Origin of the sequence: Embleya sp. NBC_00888 (genome assembly GCF_045207655.1) — a bacterium.
In the GTDB taxonomy this organism is placed as follows: domain Bacteria; phylum Actinomycetota; class Actinomycetes; order Streptomycetales; family Streptomycetaceae; genus Embleya.
The window spans coordinates 7,879,440-7,899,063 of sequence record NZ_CP108784.1; the positions used below are offsets into that span (position 1 = coordinate 7,879,440).

The 19,624-nt window shown below is 68.6% G+C and carries 18 protein-coding genes; 13 read left to right on the forward strand and 5 right to left on the reverse strand.

From position 1 onward, the window contains the following. Nucleotides 1-275 precede the first annotated feature (275 nt). Nucleotides 276-770, forward strand: a complete 495-nt coding sequence (locus OG948_RS33380) for an ATP-binding protein (RefSeq protein ID WP_406300050.1) — start codon at nucleotides 276-278, stop codon at nucleotides 768-770. Nucleotides 771-824: 54 nt separating this feature from the next. Here the strand turns inward: OG948_RS33380 and OG948_RS33385 are convergent, their stop codons facing one another. The 3 genes from OG948_RS33385 to OG948_RS33395 form a co-directional block, all read right to left on the reverse strand. Continuing rightward, nucleotides 825-1,613, reverse strand: coding sequence for an enoyl-CoA hydratase-related protein (locus OG948_RS33385; RefSeq protein WP_406300051.1), 789 nt, complete (start codon nucleotides 1,611-1,613; stop codon nucleotides 825-827). Between the two features lie 84 nt (nucleotides 1,614-1,697). Further along, on the reverse strand, nucleotides 1,698-2,483 hold the full coding sequence (locus OG948_RS33390) for a GntR family transcriptional regulator (protein ID WP_406300052.1): 786 nt from the start codon (nucleotides 2,481-2,483) through the stop codon (nucleotides 1,698-1,700). A gap of 86 nt (nucleotides 2,484-2,569) precedes the next feature. After that, nucleotides 2,570-4,117: an APC family permease gene (locus OG948_RS33395; protein WP_406300053.1), complete on the reverse strand. Its 1,548-nt coding sequence runs from the start codon at nucleotides 4,115-4,117 to the stop codon at nucleotides 2,570-2,572. Nucleotides 4,118-4,371: 254 nt separating this feature from the next. Between OG948_RS33395 and OG948_RS33400 the strand changes: the two genes are divergently transcribed. The 10 genes from OG948_RS33400 to OG948_RS33445 all read left to right on the forward strand — a co-directional run bounded on the left by OG948_RS33400 (nucleotide 4,372) and on the right by OG948_RS33445 (nucleotide 12,547). Then, entirely contained in the window at nucleotides 4,372-5,661 is a 1,290-nt protein-coding gene (locus OG948_RS33400; RefSeq protein WP_406300054.1) for an aspartate aminotransferase family protein, read from the forward strand. Beyond that, nucleotides 5,658-7,241 (forward strand): aldehyde dehydrogenase family protein, encoded by a 1,584-nt coding sequence (locus OG948_RS33405; protein ID WP_406300055.1) that lies wholly within the window; start codon nucleotides 5,658-5,660, stop codon nucleotides 7,239-7,241. Before OG948_RS33400 ends, OG948_RS33405 begins: the two co-directional genes overlap by 4 nt. Beyond that, nucleotides 7,234-7,839, forward strand: a complete 606-nt coding sequence (locus tag OG948_RS33410; RefSeq protein WP_406300056.1) for a BMC domain-containing protein — start codon at nucleotides 7,234-7,236, stop codon at nucleotides 7,837-7,839. The genes OG948_RS33405 and OG948_RS33410 overlap by 8 nt, the downstream gene beginning before the upstream one ends. Continuing rightward, nucleotides 7,836-8,348, forward strand: coding sequence for a hypothetical protein (locus OG948_RS33415; protein ID WP_406300057.1), 513 nt, complete (start codon nucleotides 7,836-7,838; stop codon nucleotides 8,346-8,348). Before OG948_RS33410 ends, OG948_RS33415 begins: the two co-directional genes overlap by 4 nt. Then, a complete protein-coding gene (locus OG948_RS33420) occupies nucleotides 8,348-8,608 on the forward strand; it encodes a EutN/CcmL family microcompartment protein (RefSeq protein ID WP_406300058.1) in 261 nt (86 codons plus the stop codon). The genes OG948_RS33415 and OG948_RS33420 overlap by 1 nt, the downstream gene beginning before the upstream one ends. A gap of 20 nt (nucleotides 8,609-8,628) precedes the next feature. Beyond that, nucleotides 8,629-8,916: a BMC domain-containing protein gene (locus tag OG948_RS33425; protein ID WP_020555964.1), complete on the forward strand. Its 288-nt coding sequence runs from the start codon at nucleotides 8,629-8,631 to the stop codon at nucleotides 8,914-8,916. A gap of 5 nt (nucleotides 8,917-8,921) precedes the next feature. Beyond that, nucleotides 8,922-9,665: a microcompartment protein gene (locus OG948_RS33430; protein ID WP_406300059.1), complete on the forward strand. Its 744-nt coding sequence runs from the start codon at nucleotides 8,922-8,924 to the stop codon at nucleotides 9,663-9,665. Nucleotides 9,666-9,727: 62 nt separating this feature from the next. Beyond that, nucleotides 9,728-10,807, forward strand: a complete 1,080-nt coding sequence (locus OG948_RS33435; protein ID WP_406300060.1) for a phosphotransferase enzyme family protein — start codon at nucleotides 9,728-9,730, stop codon at nucleotides 10,805-10,807. Between the two features lie 309 nt (nucleotides 10,808-11,116). After that, nucleotides 11,117-11,905: a 3-oxoacyl-ACP reductase FabG gene (gene fabG / locus OG948_RS33440; protein WP_406300061.1), complete on the forward strand. Its 789-nt coding sequence runs from the start codon at nucleotides 11,117-11,119 to the stop codon at nucleotides 11,903-11,905. A 510-nt stretch (nucleotides 11,906-12,415) separates the two neighbouring features. Beyond that, nucleotides 12,416-12,547, forward strand: coding sequence for a hypothetical protein (locus tag OG948_RS33445; protein ID WP_406300062.1), 132 nt, complete (start codon nucleotides 12,416-12,418; stop codon nucleotides 12,545-12,547). A gap of 389 nt (nucleotides 12,548-12,936) precedes the next feature. Here OG948_RS33445 and OG948_RS33450 read toward each other — a convergent pair whose 3' ends face one another. Next, on the reverse strand, nucleotides 12,937-13,191 hold the full coding sequence (locus OG948_RS33450) for a hypothetical protein (protein ID WP_406300063.1): 255 nt from the start codon (nucleotides 13,189-13,191) through the stop codon (nucleotides 12,937-12,939). A 651-nt stretch (nucleotides 13,192-13,842) separates the two neighbouring features. On the opposite strand from OG948_RS33450, the gene OG948_RS33455 reads away from it, so the two are divergent. Both OG948_RS33455 and OG948_RS33460 read left to right on the forward strand, forming a co-directional pair. Further along, complete coding sequence (locus OG948_RS33455) at nucleotides 13,843-17,838, forward strand: NACHT and WD repeat domain-containing protein (RefSeq protein ID WP_406300064.1); 3,996 nt, start codon at nucleotides 13,843-13,845, stop codon at nucleotides 17,836-17,838. A gap of 156 nt (nucleotides 17,839-17,994) precedes the next feature. After that, nucleotides 17,995-18,567, forward strand: a complete 573-nt coding sequence (locus OG948_RS33460) for a hypothetical protein (RefSeq protein WP_406300065.1) — start codon at nucleotides 17,995-17,997, stop codon at nucleotides 18,565-18,567. A 144-nt stretch (nucleotides 18,568-18,711) separates the two neighbouring features. Here OG948_RS33460 and OG948_RS33465 read toward each other — a convergent pair whose 3' ends face one another. After that, a complete protein-coding gene (locus OG948_RS33465) occupies nucleotides 18,712-19,173 on the reverse strand; it encodes a hypothetical protein (protein ID WP_406300066.1) in 462 nt (153 codons plus the stop codon). Between the last annotated feature and the right edge of the window lie 451 nt (nucleotides 19,174-19,624).

The following is a 19,624-nucleotide window of genomic DNA, read 5'->3' on the forward strand; positions in this document are numbered from 1 at the left end:
AGGGCCCGGGCTCCCCGGGCATCCGGTCCGGTATAGACCGTTTGCAACCATTTAAGAAATGGTTCATACTGGACCAAGGATCTGAACCGTATATATCGATCCTCTGGTTCCCGATCGACCTGGTGCGTGGATCGTAATGGCACAGGACCTCGGGGCGTCGGCGGGATCGCACTCGGGACCTGTCGGAAGCCGATCGAATGGCATACCGAAAACCTGAAAACGGTCCCGAATCCTACGCAGCGTTCCGTAGGGGTCACGGTCTGGAGGTTCCTCCCATGAACACTCGTCTTGCCGCCCGTCCGGCACCCGCTCCGCGCGACGGGCGTCGTGTCGTGATCCCGCTCGCTGCGGGCTTGAGTTCCGTGCCGTATGCCCGTCGGCGCGCCGTGGAGGTGGCGCGGAATTGGGGCATGACCGACGACGATGTCGAGGCCGTTCGCATCGTGGTTTCCGAGCTCGTCGGGAACGCGGTCCGGCACGCGTGCGAGTGCGGCGGCCGCGGTCGAGGTGAACGGTCCGGTGGGAGCTCGCCGGCCATCCGTGTCTCCATGTGGACCGTCGACGGGCTTTTGATCGTGCAGGTCGGCGACGACAGCCCGAAGCCGCCCGTCGTGGGCCTCGGAGCACAGGACGATGAGCACGGGCGGGGGCTCTTCCTGGTCGCCGCGGAGGCCGAACAAGTCGGCTACCACCGCACCCCGGGGGGCGGCAAGGTCGTGTGGGCGGCGCGCGCGGTGTGTATGGGTGCGGTCGCGGCGAGCTGCTCGTGACGGGCGTGTCCCGGGCCCTCGGCGCTGTCGCGGCGAGGGCCCGGGACACGCCCGTCAACGTCCTGTGAACCGCGGCTGCGTCTTGTTCAGGAACGCGTCCACCGCTTCTCGGTGGTCCGCGGACTTGCCGACACGGAGCTGAAGGGCGCTCTCCTTACCGAGCGCCCTCGCAATCGGTAGCGTGGCCGAGCACGCCAGCGCCTCCTTGATCGCGGCGAACGCCACGGTCGGCCCCGCGGCCAGGCGTCGTGCGAGGTCGTTTGCCGCCGTTGCGATGTCTTCGGCCGGCACCATCCGGTTGGCAAGTCCCAGCTCCAACGCCCGCGACGCCGAAATCGTCTCGGGCAGCATCAACAACTCGGTCGCCCGAGCGTGCCCCACAAGCCTGGGCAGGGTCCATGACGCTCCCGAGTCGGCGGCGAGCCCGATGCCGGCGAACGCCAGGTTCAACGTCGCGGTCTCGGCGAGGATGCGGAAGTCGCAAGCGAACGCGAGTGCCGCGCCGGCGCCTGCCGCCACACCGTTGACGGCCGCGATCACCGGCTTGCGCATCGTGGTCAGGGCCATGACCAGGGGGTTGTAGTGCTCGGCGACGGTGGCGAAGGCCGCTTGGGCGCTGCGTGCCAGCTGTTCGCGGTGTTGCCGGAGGTCTTGGCCCACACAGAAGGCACGCCCCGCGCCGGTCAGCACCACCGCCCGCACGTCCGCATCGCCGGCAGCCCGGGTCAGGGCATTGCGCAATGCCACCTTCGTCGCGTTGTCCAAGGCGTTGAGGGCGGCTGGTCGATCAATGGTCACCGTGGCTATGGCGTCCACGCACTCGTATCGGACGAACTCGGTCATGGCCGTACTCCTGGGTCGCGATGGCGCTTGGCGAGCCAACTCGGTCGTTTCGAAGGGCGCGGCGCTGCCGCGCGGGGTGGATGGTCAGGTCGCCTGGATCCGCAGCCCGCCTTCGTCCTGGGCGTCGCGCAACTGGGTGCGGATGGTCATGCGGGTCCGGTCCGCACGGAACAGGTCGTGGGACAACTCGAAGACGCGACCTTGGTGATCCGCCGCCACACGGACGACGGAGATCAGTGGCGCGCCGGGCTCGACCTCCAGCACCCGGGCTTCGTCCGCGGTGGCGGCGACGACCTCGATTTCCTCGGTGACGTCGGCGGGTGTGGTGCCGTAGTGCTCGGCGATGAGCTCGTACACGGATCCGCCGAGGGCGCATTCGAGGAGGCCGGGGAAGTGTTCGGCGACGAGTTGTGCGTGCTCGAGGCTGATCGGCCGGCCATCGGCGAGTCGAAGTCGCACCAGGTCGAACACGAGGTCGCCGGACGACAGGCGGAGTCGACGGGCGGTGTCCTTGTCCGCGGCGCGCATCGCGGTGGACAGGACGTTGGTGCCGGCTTCGAACCCTTGCCGGCGCAGGTAGGCCGGTACGCCGACGGCCGCGGAAAGGTCGCGCTCGGCTTTGCCGTGGCTGACGAACGTGCCGCCGCCGCGTCCGGGCACACGGCGCACGACGCCGCTTTGCTGAAGGGCGTCGAGTGCGTGCCGCAGGGTGGATCGGCTGACGCCGTACTGCTGGGCGAGGTCGCGTTCGCCGCCGAGTTTGTCTCCGGGTCGGAGCCGGCCGCTGCGGATCTGCTCGAGGATGAGGCGGCGTACGTCCTCGGCGGTGCCGGACGTCGGGGCTGGGGCTTCGTCATGTTCGATGGACACAACTATGGTTTACACCATTTCTGGATTCGGTTGCCTCCGGTACCCCCAACGGCTGCGCGGTCGCCGGCGGAACCGGAGGCGGAGCGTCAGGCCGCCCGCTCCGTGGATTCCTCGAGCACCACGCGGCCGATCAGCGCGAACCGATGGGGCGCCCGGACCTTCGTGTAGAGCGCGAGGACGACACCGAACACGGCGACGCCGAGCACCAGGTAGGGGATCATCCGAAAGATCGTGGTCTGTGACGCGGCGCCGCCCGCCGTGTCGAGGTTTTGGAAGAGCAGGATCACCACGTAGATCATCGCGATGCCGCCCAACAACGGCGCCGCGAACGTGCGGAGCGGGTGGGCGGTCTCGGGGTGCTTGCGCCGCACGTGGAAGTAGCCGATGACGGCCGCGGAGCTGAGGATCTGGACGATGAGGATGGCCATCGTGCCCAGGACGGACAGGACGACGAAGAGGTCGAGGTAGGGGTCTTTGCCGGCCAGCGCGAAGCTCAGGACCAGCGTCGTGGCGATCCCGCACTGGACGTTGCTGGCGACGTGGGGCGAGCCGTGTTTCGGGTGTGTGGCGCCGAGGGTGCGTCGGGTGCCGGGTACGACGTCTTCTCGGCCGATGGCGTAGAGGTATCTGGAAGCGCAGTTGTGGAACGCCATGCCGCAGGCGAACGAGCCGGTGACGAGCAGGATTTGGAAGAGGGTGACGGCCCAGTCGCCGAGCAGGACGCGCGTCGGTCCGAAGAGCAGTTCGGCGGGGGTGTCGCCGCCGGCTATGCGCACCGACTGGTCGAGTCCGTTGGCGGCTACGACCATCCAGGAGACGAAGACGTAGAAGAGACCGACGCCGACGACCACCAGCATGGTGGCGATGGGGACGATGCGCTTGGGGTCACGGGACTCCTCGCCGTACATCGCGGTCGATTCGAAGCCGACCCATGACCAGAAGGCCATGAACAGGCCGAGGCCGACGCTTGCGCCGGCGACTCCCGAGGCGGCGTCGAAGGCGTTCAGGGGGTTGATCGCCTGCGGCGCGAAGCCGTCCGGGCCGCCTCCGTCCACGAGTATCGCCACGGCGAGCGCGGTGAGGATGAGTACCTCCGAGACCAGGGCGAGGCCGAGGACTTTGCTGGTCAGGTTGATGTCGAAGTGCGACAGCACGGCGTTGAGCGCGAGCATCAGCAACGCGTAGAGGAGCCAGGGCAGGGAAACGCCGAAGAGGTCGGCCACGGTCTGCTTCGCGAAGTAGGCGAACAGGCCGGTCAGCGACGCCTCGAACACGATGTAGGCGACCGTGGCGAGCAGTCCGGCGCACATGCCCGCGACTTGGCCCAGTCCGTGCGAGACGAAGCCGTAGAACGCGCCTGCCGCGGTGATGTGCCGCGCCATGGCCACGTAGCCCACGGCGAAGACGGTGAGCACGACGGTGGCCACGAGGTAGCCGGCGGGAGCGCCGGTGCCGTTGCCGAAGCCCACGGCCACCGGCACGTTGCCGACCATCGCGCTGATGGGTGCCGCGGTGGCCACGGCCATGAACACCACGGCCACGAGACCGATCGAGTTGGGCCGCAGCCGCTGCACGTGTTCCTGCGGGTCAGGCTCGGGCGTGGGAGACGTCGTTCTCGAACCAATATCGGTCATTGCATCGACCTTTCAGAGGCTACGGTCGGCATTGTGGTCGCCTGTGACGGAGGCTTCTCGGCAAATGTCGCGTTTTGCGAAGATTCATCAGGGGGATATCGGCGATGGTGTCATCGCTGCACGAGGCCAGGCAAGACCTTCGCGGCATACGGTTGAGTTGTTGGGAGTGTTGACAACCGTTAAGCCAATCGGTACACATACGGTATGAACCGAAACGACGGCCTGGACGTGGTCCGCCGGTCGAGGAAGGAGTGATGATGCGTGACTACGGCTTCGTCTCCTACGCCTCGAGAGACGACTTCTTCGATCGCTCCCGTGCCGCATGGAACCCCGGCAAGACGCAGTTCTGGCTGGACCAGGGCGTCGACCTCGTCATCGACCGCCGGGACGGGTATCACCTCTGGGACGCCGACGGCCGAAGGTTGATCGACGCCCACCTCAACGGCGGCACCTACAGCCTCGGCCACCGACACCCCGAACTGGTCGCGGCCATGAACGAGGCGATGACCCACTACGACGTGGGCAACCACCACTTCGCGTCGGTCGCCCGCACCGCACTGGCGGAACGCCTGCTCGCCACCTGCGACGGCAGCATGGGCAAGGTCATCTTCGCCGCCGGCGGCGGTGAGGCGATAGACATCGCGCTCAAGACCGCCCGGCACGCCACCAAGCGCCGCAAGATCGTGTCCATCCGGAACGCGTTCCACGGCCACACCGGACTCGCCGTCAACGCCGGCAATCCGCGGTTCTCACGGTTGTTCCTGGTCGACGAGCCGTCCCAATTCCCCCAGGTCGACTTCAACGACCTGTCCGCGATGGAGTCGGCACTGCGGGGCGGCGACGTCGCCGCGGTCCTCTTGGAGACGGTGCCGGCGACCTACGGCTTCGTGATGCCCGAACCCGGATACCTCGCCGGGGTCAAGGACCTGTGCGAACGGTACGGGACCGTCTACATCGCCGACGAAGTGCAGACCGGCCTCATGCGCACGGGCGAGATGTGGGGCATCTACAAGGCCGGAGTCGTGCCGGACATCCTGGTCACGAGCAAGGGCACCGCGGGAGGCCTCTACCCCCTGGGCGCGGTCATCGTCGCCGACAAGGTCGCGGGCTGGCTGGACGAGGACGGCTTCGGCCACATCTCGACCTTCGGCGGGGCCGAACTCGGCTGCATCGTCGCCATGAAGGTCCTGGAGATCTGCGGGCGCCCCCAGACCAAGGCGACCGTCGCCTCGATCGCGGCCCGGCTCAGCCGCGGCCTGGCCGACATCCGGTCCGATCACCCGGACTTCTTCGTCGGCATCCGGCAGAACGGCTTGGTGATCGGCCTGGAATTCGACCACCCCGTGGGTGCCCAACTCGTCATGCGGGCGCTGTACGAGAACGGCGTCTGGGCCATCTTCTCCACACTCGACACCCGTGTCCTCCAGTTCAAGCCGGGATTGCTCATGTCTCCTGAACTCGTCGATGACCTGCTCGAACGTCTCCACACGGCCGTCGGCCAAGCCCGCAACGCCGCACGTGTGACGTCCGGGCGGGCCGCGTGAGCGCCCAGCGGGCCCAGGCCCGCACGACCGATTGGGGCCCCGATCCGGCGGCACACGCGCGAACCCTGCTGGAACGCGCGCGTTGGGCAGCCGACGAGTTCGCCTCGTTCGACCGCGCCCAGGTCGACCGCATCGTTCGAGCCGCCGCGCAAGCCGGGCACGACAACGCCGCCCGCTACGCGGAGTGGGCGGTGCGGGAAACCGGGTTCGGCGTGGTCGCGGACAAGACCACCAAGAACCAGGCGTGCTCGCTGGGTCTCCTGGCCCGTTACGGAGACGAGGACCATGTCAGCGCCCGCTACGACGCGGACGCCAAGATCCTGGAAATCCCCCGTCCCGCCGGCGTCGTCGTCGCACTGACACCGTCGACCAACCCGGTCTCGACCGTCTACTTCAAGGTCATGCTCGCCCTGATGACACGGAACGCCATCGTCATCAGCCCGCACCCCGCGGCCAAGGCCGCCAGCGCGGACGCCGCCCGCACGCTCCATGCGGCGGCCGTGGCGGCCGGGGCACCCGCCGACGTCGTCCAGGTCGTCGACGAACCGACCATCCCTGTGGTGGATGCCCTCATCACCGACCCCGGTTGCAGTGTCGTGCTGGCGACCGGGGGAACCCCCATGGTGCGCGCCGCCTACGGCTCCGGGAACCCCGCCCTCGGCGTCGGGCCCGGCAATGTGCCCGTGCTCGTCGACGCCACGGCGGACCTCGTCGCGGCCGCCGAACGCATCGTGGCCAGCAAGGCGTTCGACAACTCCGTGCTGTGCACCAACGAATCGGTGCTGCTGGCCGAAGACTCCATAGCAGCGGACCTGTTGCGCGCACTCGACAAGGCCGGCGCGCATGTGTGCGACCCGGTCGAGCGCGACCGCCTCAGGGCCTGGCTCTACCCCGAGGGCCGCCTCCGCACCGCCGCCATCGGCCGGGACGCCGCCTGGATCGCCGAGCAGGCCGGATTCCGCATCCGCCCGGGCAAGCGTGTGCTCGTCGCGCCGTTCGAGCGCCCCTTCGAAGAACCCCTCACACAGGAAAAGCTCTGCCCCGTCCTGGGATTCCACCCGGTGTCCGACGCGGCCCACGGCATCCGGCTGGCCCGGCTGCTGCTGCGCTGGGGCGGACGCGGACACTCCGCCGCCATCCACAGCGGCGATCGCGCCGCCATCATGGCCTTCGGAGCGAGCGTGGAAGCCATGCGCATCAGCGTCAACGTCGGTGCCAGCCTGGGCAGCTCGGGATTCGAGACCAACCTCGCACCCACGATGACCATCGGCACCGGGTTCGTGGGCCGCAGCTCGCTCGGCGAGAACCTCGAACCCCGCCACCTCGTGCAGTACACCCGCGTGGCGTACAACCGTGATGCCGGCGTCGCGTTCGACGACTTCGCAGGCCTCCAGCCGTGGACCGCCCGGCCCACGTCGCCCGCGGCCCGCCCGGCCCCCCACGACACGGCCCGGCCGGCCGGTGCATCCCAGACTCCCGACGGCCGGGCGGGCCGTCAGGAACTCGACCTGCTGCGCGAAGAGATCCGCCGGCTCGTCCGCGCCGAGCTGCAAAGCGTGCTGGGAGCACACCATGGCTGAACTGCGCTCGTTCATCTTCATCGATCAACTCCAGCCACAGACCATGTGCTACCTCGGCACATTCGTGCGAGGCAGCCTGCCCCGCACCAACATGTCCGCGCAGATCATCGAAGTGGCGCCAGGTCTGGACATCGAGCCGCTCACCGACGTGGCGCTGAAATACGCCGATGTTCAGGCCGGCATCCTGGTCGTCGAGCGGCAGTTCGGCTACCTCGAAATCCACTCACGGTCCACGGACGCGGTGCGCTCGGCCGCCGACGCCATCCTGGACGCACTGGGCGCGGATCCCTCCGCCGTGCCCACGCCGACCATCCTGGCCGACAAGACGATCACGAGTATCGATCCCAGGCACGCGTTCCTGATCAACCGGAACAAGTCCGGCTCGATGGTCCTGCCGGGCGAGTCACTCTTCACCCTCGAGGTCACCCCGGCGTCATACGCGATCCTCGCCACCAACCAAGCCGAGAAAGCCGCCGACATCAAAGTCGTCGACTACCGCATGATGGGCGCCACCGGGCGCGTCTACCTCAGCGGCACCGAATCCGACGTCCGCATGGCCGCGGAGGCCGCGCGCGAAGCCGTGCGAGCCAGGACATGAACAGCACGCCGCTGGCCATCGGCTTGCCGACCGTCGGGACCTCGTGGGACCAACTGCGCGGCCTCGTCGCCGAGGCGGTCCGCGAAGCGGTCGCCGAATTGACCTCCGCCACACCGGATCACGGGAGTTCACCGCCTTCTCCCGCAGCCGCACCGACCACCGTCGAGCCGGACAACCGCCCTGTGGTGCTCCGGGACGACGCGGACCTCGCGCGTTTCGTACGACTGCTGCTCGATCTCACCGCAACACCCGAGGGTCGGGCAGCCCTCGACGACCGCAGGATCCGGTTCCGACTTGACAACGGTGACCCTGCGCGCACCGGCAGTGCCGAGCCTGCACAGGCACAGCGCGTTCATCGGATCGAGCGTGGCGCCGTCGGCGAGGCCGTGGTCACCGCGGCGGCTGCCGCCGGACAACACATCGTCGCCGGTCCCCGCGCCGTCATCACCCCCTTGGGGCGGGACACGGCCCGCCGACTCGGCATCCGCATCGACCGGGAGGAGGCCTGATGCGCATCGGCACCGTCACCGGATCCGTCTGGTCGACCCGACGCGTCACCGGCGTCCCGTCGGGCGCGTTCCTGACTGTGGTATTCGACGCGTCGCCGGAGGTGATCGTCGCGTTCGACGTCCTGGGAACCGGCGTCGGCGAACGCGTACTCGTGGCCCAAGGCATGAGCGCCGCCCGCCGGTTCCCCGACAACGCCCCGATCGACGCCTTGATCATCGGCTCCGTCGACGAGACCTCCACAACCCACCGCAACTCCTGAACACGAAAGTTGGGACCCTCATGTCCGACGCCATCGGAATGATCGAAACCCGCGGCTACGTCGCGGCGTTCGCCGCCGCAGACGCCATGGTCAAGGCCGCGAACGTGACCATCATCAGTCGCGAGGAGGTCGGCGACGGCCTGGTCGCGGTCGTCATCAACGGCGACGTCGGAGCGGTCAAGGCCGCCGCCGACGCCGGTGCGGACACCGCCGCCCAGGTCGGCGAACTCGTCTCCGTCCACGTCATCCCCCGCCCCCACCCCGAAGTGAACCGACACTTCAATGGTGGCGGAACCACCAACGGCTGAGCGCCATGACAACGACCTCCGACGAGCCGACGGCGGGCGCCGCACGGCGGCGCCCCCGCCCCGCGGCGCAGGACCGCAGCGCGGCGCAGGACCGCCCCGCAGCGCAGTCTGCCGCTCCGCCGACCGAACTCCGCGTATACCTGACCTTGCGCAGCCTTCAGCGGCAGTTCGCCGCGTACTTGGGGACCCCCACTCGAGCCCGCGGCTATCCGCCCCTGGAAGGCGACCACGCCCTGATCATCGAAGTGGCCCCCGGACTCGCCATCGAGCGTGTCATCGACCTGGCGCTCAAGGCGGTGCCCGCCGCGGAACCCGGGCTGCTCTTCGTGGAACGCCAGTTCGGCATACTCGAACTCCACACCAAGAACACCGATGAGCTGGAGCGCGCCGGCGCCGCCATCCAGGCCGGGATCCACCGCAGCCCGGCCGACCAACTCAAGCCCCGCGTGTTGTACACCGACGTGATCGAGGACGTCACCGACCAGCACGCGGTCATCTTGAACCGCACCCGTCAGGCATCCATGATCCTGCCGGGGCAGACGCTGCTGGTGATGGAGATGACCCCCGCGCTGTACGCGGCCCTGGCGGCGAACGAGGCGGAACGCGCGGCGCCGAAGAATACCCTGGTCGACGTACAAATGATCGGCGCCGCCGGACGCGTCTACATCAGCGGCACCCTGGAAGGGGTCACCACCGCACGCCACGCGATCGACGCGGCACTGGCGGCCATCGAGGGACGTGACCACTGAACCGACGGTCCAGTTCCCCGACTCCACCGACCCTCCGGCTGCCCGCGCCCTCAGGAGAAGGCATGTCCCCCGAAAGACCCGGGTTCGACCGCGACGACACACCCGGTGCCGTCCCCGATGAACCGTACGACTCCCTGGCACGCCGCATCCTGCCCGCATACGGCATCGACCGCGACACCCCACTCGAACTGCTGAACCTCTCGGAGAACGCGACCTATCGCGTCCACGTCGGGCAGGGCGCGGCCCCGCACATCCTGCGGGTCCACCGCCCCGACTACCACACGGCCGCCGAGATCCGGTCCGAACTGGCCTGGGTCGCCGCACTCCGCAACGACACCGAGATCGCCACCCCGGAGCCGATTCCGGCTCTGGACGGCCGCCTCGTTGTCAGCGTCGATCCGCTCACCGCGGGGGGAGAGCGGCGCCATGCCGTCCTCTTTCACCTCATCCCCGGTGACGCTCCGGACGAGAACGTGCCCACTCCGCAGTTCGAACGGCTGGGAGAAATCACCGCACGCCTGCACCGGCACGCCGAAACGTGGACGCCCCCCGCCGGGTTCACGCGGATGCGGTGGGACCTGGCCGCGATGCTCGGTACGCATGCGCCCTGGGGTCGGTGGCAGGACGGGCCCGGCGCCACCGGCGAGGTCCGCCGGGTGCTCGCGGACACGGAAGCGATCATCCGACAACGGTTGCGGCGATACGGAACCCGCCCGAGCCGATTCGGGTTGATCCACGCCGACCTCCGGCTGGCCAACCTTCTCGTGCACGGCGACCGGACCGCCGTGATCGATTTCGACGACTGCGGTTCCGGCTGGTTCCTGTACGACCTGGCCGCCGCACTCACCTTCCTCGAAGACACCCCGCAAGTCCCCGACCTCATCGAAGGTTGGCTCACCGGCTACCGGCGGGTCCGCGCACTCACCACCGAAGACGAGAACGAGATCCCCACCTTCATCATGCTACGACGCCTGATGGTCGTCGCCTGGCTGGGCTCGCACCCCGATACCGACCTCGCGCGGGCCAAGGGCGCGGCGTTCACCCGGGCGAGCGCCGAACTGGCGGACGGATACCTCGGTACACAGAACCGATGGTGGCGCGCCCGCCGGACGACAGCCATCGACCTCCCCACCGCGGATTGATCGTGCCCACGGCGCCAATGCCCGGGCTCGACTCTCATCCGGGCGTCACCGCCGCCCTCTCCTCCGCGTCGACTGATCGCAGTCGACGCGGCAGTCGGCCTACGTAGCCGACCGACAGTGTGAAGCACGCACTGTCGCCGGCCGATACGTCAGTCGGGGGAAACAGACGTCACGGACGTCGTGCCATCGCAGAGCAGTGAGCCGGCCGGATCCGGAAGGATCGCGCCGGGAGTCAAAGAGCTGCTTCCGTGCAGCCATCGACGACAAGACCATCCGACCGGCCCCACCCGAAACACCCCAGGAGCATTCATGACACCCCCATCCATGGACGGCCGCCGTGTCGTGGTCACCGGCGGCTCGAAGGGCATCGGCAAAGGAATTGCCGCCGTCTTCGCCCGATCCGGAGCCCACGTGGTCATCACCGGCCGCAACGCCGCCGACCTCCACGCGACCGCGACGGAACTCACCGCTACGTGCGGGAAAGTCACCGGCATCGCGGCGGACATCGGCGACCCGACGGCAATCTCGCGTCTCGCCGACGACGCGGTCGAGGCGCTGGGCGGCGTCGACGTCGTCTGCTGCAATGCGGGCATCTTCCCCAACGCTCGGCTGACCGACCTCACCGCCGAGCGCATCGACGAAGTCTTCGACGTCAACCTGCGTGGCACCATGCTCACCGTGACGGCCTTCCTGCCCGCCTTGCGACGCAGCTCGCACGGTCGCGTCGTGGTCACCTCCTCCATTACCGGACCCGTCACCGGCTACCCCGGCTGGAGCCACTACGCGGCCAGCAAAGCCGGACAAATGGGCTTTGTGCGGGCCGCGGCCCTGGAGTTGGCCCCCCACGGCATCACGATCAACGCTTTGCTCCCCGGTAACGTCCTCACCGAGGGCGTGGTGGACCTCGGTTCCGAGTACATCCGCGACATGGCCCGGTCCATTCCGATGGGCAGGCTCGCGACGAGCGAGGAGATCGGCCACGCGGCGCTGTTCCTGGCCTCCGAACACGCCGGGTTCATCACCGGCCAGGGGCTGGTCGTCGACGGCGGCCAAGTGCTCGCCGAGTCGCTGGAAGCGATCACCACCGCCGGCGTCTGACGAACACGACCAACGCCCCGCCCGACACCGGCCCGCCCCCGGTCGCCGCCCGTGCACGCCCGCCCGGCCCCATGCCGCCCAACCGCGCCACTCGCCTCCGACCGGCCGGACGCGGCACGTCGGGCGGGTTTCGAGCGGGGCATGGCGGCGGTGGCCCGAGACCCGTACGGGCCCGGGACCTCGCCCGCGTGGCCCGGTTACGAGGGCTGCCGCGACACGCACGGCCGTGGGCGAGGTGATGGTGCGCTACGAGATTTCGAAGGGACTCCTGCTGGTCACGTCGTGCGGATGGTTCCGCTCTGACGCGTAAATGGACGCAGGTCAGGGTGAGTGCGGGCAGGTCTGGGTGCCCGGTGCCCGGTGGCCGTGCCGTCGCCGGGCCCGGTGCTGCCGGTCAGGCTGCGTTCTCCCTCGGGTTGAGGGTGACGGTACAGCCGAGTTGGTCGAGTTGGTTGATCGCGCGGCGGATGGCGCGCGTGGCTGGTCGAACGTCGGGTCGAGGTAGTGGTCATGGAGACCGCGTCCGATCGGGGCATCCAGATCTCCCTGCCGCAGACGCCCGCACCCGACCGGGACCTCGTCAGCCAATACACATCGAAGGCGGCGGCCATCGACGCCCGGTCGTGCCGGGCCGGCTCGTGACCACGCGGGCGCACTCTCCGGCCCAACCCCCGCTTCCCTACGAGGCCACGTCAGCACCGACGTTGCCGAAGGCCGCAATGCCCAAGGTCGTGCGGGGTCGGTGCGCGTCCGGAGCATGCGACGCCGCCACGACAACGCCAGGCCCGCCCCTGACGCAGGGCACCCGGCGACTGCGTCTCGAGACGCCGAACACCCGTCGCCGCCGTTTGTTCGGACGATTGCCGTCGTGATCGGGACTGGCTCTCGGGCGCTGATCCGGCCGGAACGTCGGTGATGTGCCCACCACTTGGCAACGTAGCACTGCGAAACGCCGGGCGGGTCGAGGTGGTCTTCGCATGGTGGGGCGCAGCGTGTCGAGCACGCTGCGCGCGTTGTCATCCGGACTGCGGTCAAGCGGTGTCCCGGCCGATCGCCCGCACGATACGGACGATCCCGCGGGGGACATGGACCAGGCCGGTGGCGACCGTGACAGCGCCGCCGGCGATCAGCAACGTCAGGTACCAGTCGTACCCGCGTGTCAACATCCAGCCGGTGAAGAAGAGCACGCCCAGGGTCATCACAACCTGCGGCCAGGTCACAGGATGGGCCTGTGCAGCGGAATTGGTGGGGTTCGTGGTGCTCGGCACGGGCGACAGGGTGGCCACCGTGATCCTCCTGCGAACGATATGGGCCGTTCGGCATGCCGTGGACGGCTGGAAATGTGTGCTCTGGGTCGAGACGTTCGACCCCTTGCCTGTTCCATCCGGAATCGGCCCTCCGGCCAGGGAACAACCCCGGCGGTTCGCGTGGCACGCGTCGTGGGGTGGAGCCACCGTATTCCGGGGCGGCGCACCTTCGACGAGGAGCCGCTGTCCAAGAGCCGGGTGCATTCACACTCGGCCGGCGAGACCCGGCGCATGCAAGTGCGTGGGTCAGTGGATTTGACAGCCGCCCGCGGTCGGTTCGGTGAACTGCCGCACGCAGCGTCGACTTCCGGGCACATGCGACGTTCCGGCTCGACCTCCGGGAAGCGACGGCATCTCATCGGCTTGGTGCCGTCCGGAGGGCCCTCGAGGAACCTCCAGGATTGCGTATTTGTTCACCTTCTCGCGGTAGTTGCGGGTCTGCCGGTGTCGCGTGCTCTGCGGCGTGGGCGACGACCGGTGAACCCATCAATCGTTACCTTGCAGCCCTCGGTCCATTGACCAGCACAGACAGGAGATTGGACAGCAAATCGGACACCTGTGCGGCGGAAATGCGACGTGTTGCGCAGTAGCGTCGCGGTCACGCCTGTTCGTGGCCCGATGAGGAGACAAGTGAACGAGCTGCCGCCGCAGAGGCCGATGTCGCCTTCGCCCAAGGACTGCGAAGATCCATTCGCCTTCGGCGCCGCCCTGAAAAGATTGCGCGCCCGCTCCGGAATCTCCCTGCGCAAGCTGCAACAGGCGTGTGCGGAGGTACACCCGGTGAGCCATTCCACGATCGAGCACTGGGGTAAGGGCGGAGTCGTGTCGGCAGCCAATGAGCCGGCGTTCCTGCTCGTACTGCGAACGCTCGGGGTGACCGAGCAGATCGACCTGGACGCGTGGCTCAAGGCAGCCCGCAATCTGCGGTCGTGGCGTCAGCGGCCGACCATCGCCGAGCCTTACCGCGGCCTGAAGAGCTACAACGCCGCATACGCAGAGGTTTTCCACGGGCGGGCCCCGCTGGTCGAGCGCGTACTGGGCGAACTGGACGAGCTGCGGGCGCAGGGCGGTGCGCTTCTGCTGACCGGTGCCTCCGGGACGGGTAAATCCTCGCTGCTCAACGCGGGCGTCGTCCCTGCCCTGGGCGCTGGTCGGTTGGAAGGCAGCGCCGGCTGGCCGGTACTGAGCGTGAATTCCGAGAGCAGCGAGCCGGACCCCCTGAACGACCTGGGCAATGCCGTGGCCTCCCATGTGAAGGCAGACCCTGCGGAGGTCATCGGCAAGCTGCTCGGCGGACCGGACGCTGTCGAGGCCCTCATGAAGCGGGTCGTCGCAGCGGAGCGTGCCACGTTACCGGCCGCGGAGTCGTCCCCGAACACGGAGACCCGAATAGTGGTGATCGTGGACCAGTTCGAACGCGCCATGGTCAGCGCCGAGGACGGCCCCGGGAGCAACGAGACGTTCGAGACGTTCATCGCGGTACTCCGCGCGATGACGTCGGTTCCCGCGGGCGTCGTGGTCATCTTGAGTGTGCGCCTTGACTTCCTCGATGCCTTGATGCAGCGCGACTCGGTGCGGGCCCTGACGCGAAGGAGGCCGCCCGTCTTCGTCGAGCCGATGGATAAAGCGGACTTGGCTCGAGTTGTCGAACAGCCCGCCCGTGCCTTCAAGGTCGACCCGGAGCCCGGTTTCGTGGAATTGGTGCTGGGGGACATCTCCGCGCGCGGGGGCCGGTTCGCGCATCAGGCGGGCATCCTTCCTCTGCTGTCCCACGCGCTGCAGATGACCTGGCAGCGAGGCGGGGGCAAGAAGATGACCATGGCGAACTATCTCGAATCAGGCGGCGTCGAGGGCGCCTTGCGCTCCACCGCCGAGAAGATATACGCGGACCTGTCCGCCAGTGAGCAGGCCATTGCGCGGCGGATGTTCTTCAGTCTCGTGCACGTACAGCCCTCCGGTACAGCCACCCGCCGACGGATATCGCAGGACGAGCTGTTCGACGAAGTCGACTGCGGCGAGGCGGAACTGGACGCGGTCTTGGACCGGTTCGTCGAGCGGCGACTGCTCATCATCGACGAGGTCACCGTCGAGATCACGCACGAGGCGCTGATGGTCGCCTGGCCCGAGTTGCGCATGTGGCTCGACGCCGACCGGGGTGCCCGCCTGGTGGCACAACAGGTCACGGCCGATGCCCGCGCCTGGGACCAGGCGAAGCGGCCCGGTTCCGACCTCTATTCCGCAACCCGGCTACAGGCCGCGCGGGCCTGGCGTACCAACTACCCGGCGGACACCAACGAATTGTCCCGCGCGTTCATCGACGCATCGGTCAAACGGTCACAGCGCAGAACCCAACAGGTGTGGGCGACACTCATGGTGCTGATCCTCTTGGCAGCGGGGGCAGGCACGCTGTCGGGAATCGTGTTGTACCAGGCAAGAGACCTCAAACAGCAGCGAAGCGACCTCAAACAACAGCGTGACGACGCCCAATCGCGAACCCTGGCAAGCCAGGCGAGCATCCTGCGCGGCAAGGACGTGAGCCTCGCCCGTCAACTGGCGCTGACCGCGTTCCGCATCTCGCCCACCACCGAGGCACGCTCGGCGCTGATCGAGGCGACCGCGCTGCGGCCGGCCGTGCGAATGCTCGCGCCCGGCAACGGCGGCATCATGTACGCCGTGGGGATTCACCCCGGTGGGGTAATTGCCGCCGCGGCCGCAGAGAACACCGTCCGGCTCTGGGACGTCTCCATCCCCGGCCATCCGAAACCACGGGCCGACCTACCCGGCGCCACCTGCGGCAAGATCTACGCGTTGGCGTTCTCCCCCAGCGGGAACCTACTCGTCGTTTCCTGCGGTGACGGCAGCATCCACCTGTGGGACACCCACGACCCGATGGCCCCGACCGCGCTGCCCCCGATGACCGGCCTCGGGGCAAAGGTCTACTCGGTAACCTTCAACGCCGACGGCACCATGATGGCCGCCGCCATCGCGGAAGCGAAGGTGAACGACGTCACCGCGGGAAGCGCTCGCCTGTGGGCCGTCACGGGTACATCGACACGGCCGCTGGGTGAGGCGACACGTGTCAACGACAAGTCGCCCGCGAAGTCCGTGGCCTTCCGCCCGGGCGACCGGCAACTCGCCGTGGGCAGTGACGACGGCACCGTACAGATCTGGGACATCGGTGATCCCAGCCGCCCGACCGCACCGGTCATGGCGGCCGGAGCGACAAAGGCCATCGGCCAACTCGCCTTCAGCCCCGATGGCACGCTGCTCGCCGCCGGCGGTGCCGACAACCTGGTCCACCTCTGGTCGACGACCGACCCCCGCAACCCGACCCCGTCCGGCCCGCCGATCGGGGGCTCATCCACCTACATCAACGCGGTCGCCTTCTCCCCCGACGGCACCACCCTGGCGATCGCCGGCTCCGACAGCAACAACGGCATCCGACTGGTCAACCTCGACAGCCGCCGAGTCACGGCCACGATGCCACACCCCTCACCCGTCACGTCCGTGAAGTTCAGCCCCGACGGCGACAGCGTGATCTCCGGCGCGAACGACGGAGCAGCCCGCATCTGGCCCATAAGCTCCCCAACGCTCGAGGGCATGGACTACACCGTCAGCGCCGCCCGCTTCAGCCCCGACGGCAACACCCTCGCCCTCGGCAGCGCCGACCTGCAACTCCTCGATGTGGCCGACCCCCAGCACCCCCGACCGCGCGGCCCGGCCGTCTCCAACCCGGACGCGTTCTCCGGCACCCTTGCCTTCGCTCCCAACAACCGCCTCCTCGCCGAAGGCCACGGCAAATCCGGCTCCGTACAACTCTGGAACATCAGCGACCCCGCCCGTATGACGGCGCTCGGACAGCCGCTGAAGGCCCACTCCTTGCAGGTCGAGACGCTGGCCTTCAGCCCCGACAGCACCGTGCTGGCCACCGGCAGCCGCGACGGCGCCGTGCACCTGTGGGACGTCCACGCACCCCAGACGCCCGTGGCACTCTCCACGCCCGGCACGTTCGGAGGCGCAGTCAGCGAAGTCGGGTTCGGTCCGGACGGCAGGACCCTGGTCGCCGCCGGCGCCGACAAGACCGTCCGACTCTGGGACATCGGCAACCCGAAGGCCCCGCGCCTGCTCGGCGCGCCACTCGCCCCTGCCAACCACTACGTCTATGCGGCCGTATTCAGCCCGGACGGCACGCTGCTTGCCGTCGGCCTCGCCGACGGCACCGTCCGGCTCTACGACATCACCGACCCGACCCATCCGAAGCCCTTCGGCAACTCGTTGACCGGCCCGGAAGGCTACGTCTTCTCCGTCGCCTTCACCACCGACGGCACCGCCCTGGCCGCGACTGCCGGGGACGGGAGCGTTTGGATGTGGAACCTCCATGGCCACGACGCGCCCACCCTCTACGCGACCCTCCGGATGGGAACCGGGGCCATGTACCCGATCAACTACCAGCCACACAAGCGGCTTCTGGTCGCCGGCGGCGACCAGAAGAAGGGCTGGATCTGGACCACCGACACCGACACCGCCATTGCCCTGGTCTGCGCCACCACCGGTGACTTGCTCACACCCAAGGAATGGGCCAAGTACCTCCCACCCGACCGCGCCTACGACCCGCCATGCCGGTGAACCCGGACGTCCCCGGCTGTCCGATCCCCTGTCCAACCCGGCCATCAAGCCTGGCGGTTGTGGCTGCGGCCCACTCATGGTTGTCATGTCAGGCTCAAACAGCGGCCTCGGCACCACACGGCCTCAAGGGCCGAACCGGAAGGAATTCAGTCGATCATGAAGCGAGGAACACGCCTTCGCCCCGGAGGCCGCAAGACGGCCGCCTGCTTTACGGCGTTGGCAACGACGATCTTCGGTCTGGTGGGACTCACGCCGTCTGCGAGCGCCGCCCCCTACTGCGGCCCGAGCAAGTTCGTCGAAAAGGTCGAAGTCGTTTCGTGGGGCGACAAGCAGTTCCAGGTCGTGCTCACGCCCACACCCCAGGCCCGACTGCACGCCTTTGCAGCACGGAACCCCCGCGATGCCGTGGTCGAGCAGTGGCACGCGATCCAGCGCTGTGTGCCCCACCTGTCCGGAGGGTTAGCCGATACCCTTTGGGATCAGCTGGAATGCCACCAGTTGAACTCGTGGATCCTGCTTCCGCGCGAGGGCAGCAAGTGGGCGACCGGCAACGCCTACGAGCTGGAGAGCTGGCGACCGGTGCTCCCTCGTGCAGTACCGGGGGCCGCTCTCGTGGTCACCGAATGCCTGAACCACATGGGCGTCGACCCGGCGGGACCGTTCGGTACACCCTTCCGCCCCGACGAAGGCCAGGTCGACCTGTACCAAGCGAAGAAGAACTTCGCCTGAGATCAGCCCGAGCCGGCGGATTCCCGAACGTCACGGTGCCCGCGGGTGGCACGTACAGCACCTCGTCACCCCTCGGCCCGGCGGCCCGGCGCCAGTCAGCGCTTGCCACCGGGCCGAGAGGTGAGCGGCATTGCCGAATCAGGTTCATTTCCTCGCACAGGTCGCCACCCGCGTGGGCCCATCGGCTTGGTCGAGCTCGCCCGGTAGAGCGGTCAGTTCCGCGATCCGGCGGTGGGTGGCCTGCGCTTCCGCGGTGATCTGCTGCTCGCGGGTGTCCAGCCGCGCCGGCAGTGCTCCGAGGGTGTGTTCGGCGCCGCTCACGCGTCCCGCCAGGCCGGGGTGGTGCGCCGGCCGGCGCACCACCCCCGCGGTCACCGCCCAATACACCCGCGAGGCCGAACCCCCGGGCAGGTGCACGTAGTTGCCTACCAGGCGGAGATACATCATCAAGATCCCGTAGGCGCGTTCCACTACCCGGTGCTTGGCCTGGGGGACGAAGCCTGTCTCGGTCGGGTTGCGCTCGACGATGTCGACGTCGATGCCCACCGGCGCGCCGTGTTCGACGACGGCCTTCGTGAAGCCCTGGTCGACCAGCGCTTTCGCCACCCGGTCGGTGTCGGCGGCAACCTCGTCGAGCAGGGCAACCCGACGGCGTTCTCGTGCGCGGATGCGGCGACCACCACGACCACGATCACCGGACCGAGCACGTCAACAGCCAGGCCGCGCTTGTGACCGCGCCACTGGGCGAAGTAGTAGTACACCGCTCCGCGCGGGGCAGGTCATGCGGCAGCAGGTCGCACCGCTCGCGGAACGAGCGGCCCAAGAACGCTTCCGTCGACGACGGATGACGGCGGCTGGATGTGGCCGCCGGACGGGAACGGCGTGGGAGGGGGAGGGCCGCCGCGACGCGGACAGGTCGGTGTTTCGGTCGCTTCCTCTCCTCGTCCGGGGTGCGCCCTTGCAATGCTCCCTGCCGCCATGGTCGGTCGGGAAGGCGGCGACCGACTCCCGCAGCGTTGCCCGCAGTGGGTCGTCGTTCGGCTCGAATGCCGCCAGG

Excerpts from the sequence above, each read along its gene's own strand:
- OG948_RS33460 (WP_406300065.1), top strand. The coding sequence starts at position 17,995 with ATGAAGCGAGGAACACGCCTTCGCCCCGGAGGCCGCAAGACGGCCGCC.
- OG948_RS33445 (WP_406300062.1), top strand. The coding sequence starts at position 12,416 with ATGGAGACCGCGTCCGATCGGGGCATCCAGATCTCCCTGCCGCAGACG.
- OG948_RS33395 (WP_406300053.1), bottom strand. The coding sequence starts at position 4,117 with ATGACCGATATTGGTTCGAGAACGACGTCTCCCACGCCCGAGCCTGAC.
- OG948_RS33425 (WP_020555964.1), top strand. The coding sequence starts at position 8,629 with ATGTCCGACGCCATCGGAATGATCGAAACCCGCGGCTACGTCGCGGCG.
- OG948_RS33420 (WP_406300058.1), top strand. The coding sequence starts at position 8,348 with ATGCGCATCGGCACCGTCACCGGATCCGTCTGGTCGACCCGACGCGTC.
- OG948_RS33410 (WP_406300056.1), top strand. The coding sequence starts at position 7,234 with ATGGCTGAACTGCGCTCGTTCATCTTCATCGATCAACTCCAGCCACAG.
- OG948_RS33430 (WP_406300059.1), top strand. The coding sequence starts at position 8,922 with ATGACAACGACCTCCGACGAGCCGACGGCGGGCGCCGCACGGCGGCGC.
- fabG (WP_406300061.1), top strand. The coding sequence starts at position 11,117 with ATGACACCCCCATCCATGGACGGCCGCCGTGTCGTGGTCACCGGCGGC.
- OG948_RS33380 (WP_406300050.1), top strand. The coding sequence starts at position 276 with ATGAACACTCGTCTTGCCGCCCGTCCGGCACCCGCTCCGCGCGACGGG.
- OG948_RS33400 (WP_406300054.1), top strand. The coding sequence starts at position 4,372 with ATGATGCGTGACTACGGCTTCGTCTCCTACGCCTCGAGAGACGACTTC.
- OG948_RS33415 (WP_406300057.1), top strand. The coding sequence starts at position 7,836 with ATGAACAGCACGCCGCTGGCCATCGGCTTGCCGACCGTCGGGACCTCG.
- OG948_RS33435 (WP_406300060.1), top strand. The coding sequence starts at position 9,728 with ATGTCCCCCGAAAGACCCGGGTTCGACCGCGACGACACACCCGGTGCC.
- OG948_RS33385 (WP_406300051.1), bottom strand. The coding sequence starts at position 1,613 with ATGACCGAGTTCGTCCGATACGAGTGCGTGGACGCCATAGCCACGGTG.